The organism is Ferruginibacter sp. (assembly GCF_031430955.1).
In the GTDB taxonomy this organism is placed as follows: domain Bacteria; phylum Bacteroidota; class Bacteroidia; order Chitinophagales; family Chitinophagaceae; genus Ferruginibacter.
This window is the reverse complement of sequence record NZ_JANPCM010000119.1, coordinates 1-6070: the sequence shown is the minus strand read 5'-3', so window position 1 is coordinate 6070 and position 6070 is coordinate 1. Positions and strand designations below refer to the sequence as shown.

6 protein-coding genes are annotated in these 6070 nt (G+C 35.4%); 3 read left to right on the top strand and 3 right to left on the bottom strand.

What is annotated here, in order from left to right; genetic code table 11:
- Positions 1–217 precede the first annotated feature (217 nt).
- Positions 218–670 (bottom strand): hypothetical protein, encoded by a 453-nt coding sequence (locus ACY65O_RS03295; protein ID WP_462219424.1) that lies wholly within the window; start codon positions 668–670, stop codon positions 218–220.
- Between the two features lie 123 nt (positions 671–793).
- Here ACY65O_RS03295 and ACY65O_RS03290 point away from each other — a divergent pair, with 123 nt between their 5' ends.
- Both ACY65O_RS03290 and ACY65O_RS03285 read left to right on the top strand, forming a co-directional pair.
- Entirely contained in the window at positions 794–1375 is a 582-nt protein-coding gene (locus ACY65O_RS03290; protein WP_462219423.1) for an RNA polymerase sigma factor, read from the top strand.
- 2 nt (positions 1376–1377) lie between these two features.
- On the top strand, positions 1378–2940 hold the full coding sequence (locus ACY65O_RS03285; RefSeq protein ID WP_462219422.1) for an outer membrane beta-barrel protein: 1563 nt from the start codon (positions 1378–1380) through the stop codon (positions 2938–2940).
- Positions 2941–3040: 100 nt separating this feature from the next.
- Here ACY65O_RS03285 and ACY65O_RS03280 read toward each other — a convergent pair whose 3' ends face one another.
- Together ACY65O_RS03280 and ACY65O_RS03275 are read right to left on the bottom strand one after the other, a co-directional pair.
- On the bottom strand, positions 3041–4438 hold the full coding sequence (locus ACY65O_RS03280) for an APC family permease (RefSeq protein ID WP_462219421.1): 1398 nt from the start codon (positions 4436–4438) through the stop codon (positions 3041–3043).
- 205 nt (positions 4439–4643) lie between these two features.
- Positions 4644–5171, bottom strand: a complete 528-nt coding sequence (locus ACY65O_RS03275) for a thioredoxin family protein (protein ID WP_462219420.1) — start codon at positions 5169–5171, stop codon at positions 4644–4646.
- A gap of 44 nt (positions 5172–5215) precedes the next feature.
- Between ACY65O_RS03275 and ACY65O_RS03270 the strand changes: the two genes are divergently transcribed.
- Positions 5216–5773, top strand: a complete 558-nt coding sequence (locus tag ACY65O_RS03270) for a UbiX family flavin prenyltransferase (protein WP_462219419.1) — start codon at positions 5216–5218, stop codon at positions 5771–5773.
- Positions 5774–6070 lie beyond the last annotated feature (297 nt).

The following is a 6070-nucleotide window of genomic DNA, read 5'->3' as shown; positions in this document are numbered from 1 at the left end:
CTTCATTGGCAGTTGTTATGCAATTTTCTGTAATGCCTGAGCCGCCATCAGTTGTGGAAGTTTTTTTACATGCATCCAATAATAATGAGCCGCTTCCTAAAAGTAAAATACCATTTTTTAAAAAAATTTTTCTTTCCATTTTATATAATAATTAATTACTTGAATAAAATTTTAAAAGCAGGCTTATAGAAATAAGCCTGCTTGTTTACCATAAAACCTACTTAACCTTTATAACTACTGAAGCCGAATCTTGTCCTTTTCTGCAACCACCTCTGTCGTTTCCTCTCACATGCCACAAACTATCTACATGATGATTCCATAAACTGTCGGGCAGGTGATGACCAATACAGTCTAGCCTGTTGCAGCGATGGATTGAATCCAAATCTAAACCTCTTGCCCTTACGCCAATTATATATTCGCCGGGTTGCGAAAAAGTAAAATAATTTGTTTTTTCTGTTGTAACACTGTAAGTTTTTAAGGTAGTGGCAGCGGGAGTTGCCGACCAGCTTAAAGCATTGGCATTTGTACTTGCAGTAACAGAAACTGTTTGGCCAACTGCAGCCTGTGTTGTTGATGCCGTTAGTGTTACAGCATCAGCATTTGAATTTGATTTATTGCAGGCGAACAAAAATGCAGATAAAACTAACGAACTGAAGAGGGCTTTTTTCATAATTGATTTTTTTAAGCGTATGTTTTTAATATGCTGTAATAAAAACACAGATGCTGAGTTATTAATAAATCGTTGGGTGATAAAAAATATTTTTTTCTAAAACCCAACCCTTTAACATTTAATTTGCATCATACCTTTAACCATAATATGCAGGAGCAGTTAAATCAACTTATTCATGAATGTGCTAAAGGGGAAAGACATTCCCAAAGCAGGTTGTATGCGTTGCTTGCTCCAAAAATGTTTGTGGTATGCCTTCGCTATGGAAGAAACAGAGAAGAGGCGGAGGAAACCTTGCAGGAAGGCTTTATGAAAGTTTTTGAAAATATACAGCAGTTTAAATTTTCCGGTTCTTTTGAAGGATGGGTAAGAAAAATTATGGTGAATTGCGCTCTGCAAAAATTTCGCAGCAAATCGCAGCTGCATGCAGTTGTAAATATTGATGATGTTAAAACAGAATACGGCGGTAACGAAAATATATCTGCTGAAATAGGCACAAAAGAATTATTAAAAATGGTGCAGTTACTGCCACCTGCTTACCGTATGGTATTTAACCTGTATGTTTTTGAAGGAATGAAACACAGAGAAATTGCAGAATTATTAGGTATCTCAGAAGGTACATCAAAATCAAACTTGTCGGATGCAAGAGTGATTTTGCAAAAATTTGTTATTAAGAGTGCCCAGATTGCTAAACAAAATATTAATTAAATATGGATGAAAATTTACACGATATAGATAAGTTGTTTAAAAATTCCATTGAAGGGCATGAAGAGATGCCCGGCGAAAAAGTATGGGATGCTATTGACAATAATTTAGATAAAAGTAATGTTGTACAGATAAAGAAGAAATACAATAATTTAAAGCGTATTGCTATTGCATTACTGTTACTGTTGCTGGGCACAGTGGTTTACGAAATACAAACTAAAAAAATGGGTAAGAGCGAATTGGTTAAAATAAAAACTGAAGGTAATAATAATAACAGCAGCAATACAAATGAAAATACTGAAAAAAATAACGGTATTAAAAAATTAAATGAAACTGTATCAGGCCAAAGCAGTAGTGCAAATAATACAGAAACAAGTAATGCAGCTAATGATGATAGCAATACAAGTACCCCTGATTCTGTATATGATAAAAATAAAAAAACTGTAAATTATTTTGAACAAAGTACAAAAGCTCTACCTGTTAATAATTTGAAGAAAGGCAATGCAGATATAGCAGTTGAAAATGTGCAACCGGAAGTGAATAATAAATCGTTAACAAAGAAATCTTCAAAACATCAAACAAAAATTACCGTGAAAAATGCAATAGCTGAAGAAGATGTTACCAATGAAAAAACTAATTTAAGTGCAGCTGCAGTTAATGAAAGCAATACATCAGCAGCAAATGAATTAATGCCATTGGAAAATATGAAAACGGAAAAAATGGTAACTGCTTCATCTCAGAATAATTTGCAAAATATTAATACCAACCGGCTTTCGCCTGATGCAGTTGTAAAAAATAAAAATATAAAAACACCAAAGCCTTTTCATTTTAGTGTAACGCCTTTCTTTTCGCCGCAGTTTAGTTTTAACCGTATAGAAAATAATGACCGCCATGGCGGCGGCCCTCAGCCACCGCAGCAGCAACCCCCTAATGGCAGAGAGGAAATTAAAAGAGATGAACAGCACCAAACTTCTTTTTCACTTGGTGTATTGTTTGATTTGCCGCTGGGAAAAAATTGGGAAATTCAATCCGGCATAACTTATCTTAATAAAAATATAAGTATAGAACCTAAAAAAATATTTGCCAAATTAGATAACGATGGTAAAGTAAAATACCGTTTCGATTGCTCATCCGGCTACACCTATATATTACCTAAAACGGGTACGGCGCCGGCAGTTGGGGATAGCGTTAATGCGTCATCATCTGCAAATACATTACAATATCTGGGTATCCCTTTAGCAATTAATTATAATTTTTCTATTGGTAAATTCAATATTATACCTTCTATAGGCAGTACTGCAAACTTTTTAGTTAAACAAAGAATAGAAACGGAATTGTTGCAGGGTTCAACCAAAGAAAAACAAACTATCAACACCATTCAGGGGTTAAAATCTACTTACTTTACAGCTTTTACTGGCATTGCTGTAGAGTACAATTTAAATAAAAAATTTGCGTTTTCAATTAAACCAGCAGGCAATTTTGCATTAAGTTCTATTACAAAAGATGCCGCAGTTAAATCCTATCCTAATTCGTTTGGAGTGGCTGCAGGTGTTAAAATAAAATTCTAAACCCAATGAAAAAAATTATTATTGCAATCAACCTTATTGTTCTGATAATAACTTTTCTTTTTACAGGAAAGTTTTTACTAAGCGATAGCATTTTGTAAAATCATTTTCCAATCTGCTCAATGGCTTCTTCTGTATCAAAAAATTCTTTTGATGTATATGGCCATCTACGTTGCAACTTTGCATAAATAAAATATACTGTCACACCACTTCCAAAAACCACCAGGAAGGATACAATAATAGTTAAGCCCGTTGCATAAAAAATAAACAACCACATGGCAATGGCTAAAATCACCGGCAAAGGATACAGCGGCATTTTGTAAGGTAAATCTTTTGTGCCGTTTCTCTTTCTTAATAAAATTACACCAACAGCCTGTCCAACAAACTGTATCATAATACGCATGGCTAAAATGCCATCAATAATATGCTTCATTTTAAATAATAAACTAAATATAAATGCAAAACCTGCCAGTACTAATAAAGAAACATAAGGAAAGTTTTTTGTAGGATGCAGCTTTCCGAATATTTTAAAAAATGCACCATCCACCGCCGCAGCATAAGGCACCCGTGAGTAACCAAGCATTACAGCAAACAAAGAAGCCAGTGCCACCCACAATATCATAATCGTTGCAATGTTTGCTGCATCGCCGCCATACAACCTTTCTATAAAAGTGCTTACCACAAAATTATTTTGATTATTATCCTGCCATCCTTTTATTTCCTGCCAGGGAATTACACTGCTCACACTTACATTCATAGCCAAATACAAAATGGCAATACCAATAACAGAAATAAACATGCTTCGTGGAATATTTTTTCCGGGGTTTTTTATTTCTCCACCCAAGTGGCAAACATTGTAATAACCCAAATAACTGTACATTGATTTTATACATGCCTGCCCAAATACAAATGATGCCAGTTGCCCCCAGCTGAAATCTGTATTAATATCTTTTAATGGTTGCAAAAAATTACCATGTGCAATGCCGCCAAAAATTATCCAGCCTAAAGTAAGCAGCACACCACTCCACATCAGCACGCCAATTTTTCCAATGCTGTCAATTTTTCTGTATAATAAAAAAGTAATGAAGATGATAACGATGCCCGATACCGCTTTTTGCTGCCACACTTCTAAATGAATTAAATAACCAAGGTATTGCGAAAAACCAATAGCTGCCGAAGCGGCAACCAATGGTGCCTGAATTACAGTTTGCCATACGTACAAAAAGCTCATCATGCGCCCCATGCCATTTTTGCCGTAAGCTTCTTTTAAAAAATTATAACTGCCACCTGCTAGCGGGTACGCAGCTCCCAACTCACTCCATATCATGGCATCTATTAAAGAAAGTATGGCGCCTGCAATCCATGCATATAAAAACATGCCACCCATAAAACCTATTACAATGGGCAATGTAACAAATGGGCCAATGCCCACCATGTCAATCATATTTAAAACGGTAGATTGAAAAAGACCAAGGCTGCGTTGAAGTTTTGGTGCCGACATTAAAAGATTTGAAAACGGAAATTACAGCATACAGTACTATAAAAAAAACCGGACCTCTTTACAGAGATCCGGCACTAATCGAAACCATTAACCATTAAACCTTATCCTATGAAAAACCATCTTTAAGTCGGTATGTTTATGGGAAGGTTGCAAGGAATAATATTTTTGGCAATAAATTTTTATGCAAACGATTGTGGTTGATAAGTTACCATGCAGCAGCAAACTCTTTCATAAAATCTGGAAAGTTTTTGATTTTGTAAACTCCATCACCAAAAAATTTAAGTGGCGGCTCCAGCTCCGATGGTTTAAGGTAACCTGATAAAGGAGCAGGTTGTGCATCAATAGTAGATAATAACACAGTAGTTGGATAACCCATGCGGCCAAACAAAAGATACACGGCTAAATCATTGGCTTTGTATGCAGGGTTGTAACCATATTTTTTTGTACCCAATAAGGCAGAGTCTTTAGATTCTGCATTAAATTTTACAGCATAATAATTTTCGTTAATATAGGCAGCAACTTTATTGTTGCCATAAGTTTCTTTATCCATTACCTTGCACCAACCGCACCAGCTGGTATAAACATCAATAATTATAGGTTTAGGTTGCTTCTCGTATGCAGCAGAAAGCTCTGTTAAGGTTAACCATTTTATCTTCTCTTTTTTAGGAGGTTTAAATGAAAATAAAACTGCCGGAAGGGCAATTAAAATAAAAAAATATTTAACCTTTTTCATAAAGTAATTGTTTAGTAGCTTAGACATACAGTAAACGTAAATACATGAATAAAATTGTAGTGGCAATAACAGGTGCAAGCGGTTCAATTTATCCACAATTATTGCTGCATAAATTAATGAACGTAAAAGACCAGTGGGCAGATTTGGCGGTAGTAATGACGGAGAATGCCAAACAGGTTTGGGCTACCGAACTGGAGAATGAAAGTTATAAAGATTTGCCTGTAAAATTTTACAGCCAGCAGGATTTTAATGCGCCTTTTGCATCTGGATCCGGGCAGTTTAATACCATGATAATCATACCCTGCAGCATGGGTACCTTAGGAAGAATTGCAACTGGCGTATCCAATGATTTAATTACAAGGGCAGCCGATGTAGTTTTAAAAGAAAGGCGTAAACTAATTTGCGTTGCAAGAGATATGCCTTACAATCTCATTCACATCCGCAATATGGAAACCGTAACATTAGCAGGAGGAATTATTTGCCCGGCCACACCATCTTTTTACAGCAAACCCAAAACAATTGAAGATGTTGCAGCAACTGTTGTAGATCGGGTGCTGGATTTAGCTGGAATAGATATTAAAACTTTCAGGTGGGGAAAATAATCAGCTTCGGCGAGATATTTTTAGTTTGTTCTTTTTAATAGAAAGCTAAAAGAGAAAAATATAAAATATTTAACCATCATTTTACAGTTTATTATCTTAAAATAAAAAGAGATTGCCAATTGGCAATCTCTTTTTTATTTTTTCTGTGCTTCCGTGCCTCTGTGGCATTCTTACCTCAAATCCACCACCTCAACTCCCGGATATTTCTTCTGATCAAATACAAATTGGCCATCAGCAACAGCACTGGTTGTATTCATACTGCTAACAGCATAAGTATAACGGTTACCCGTTTTTTCA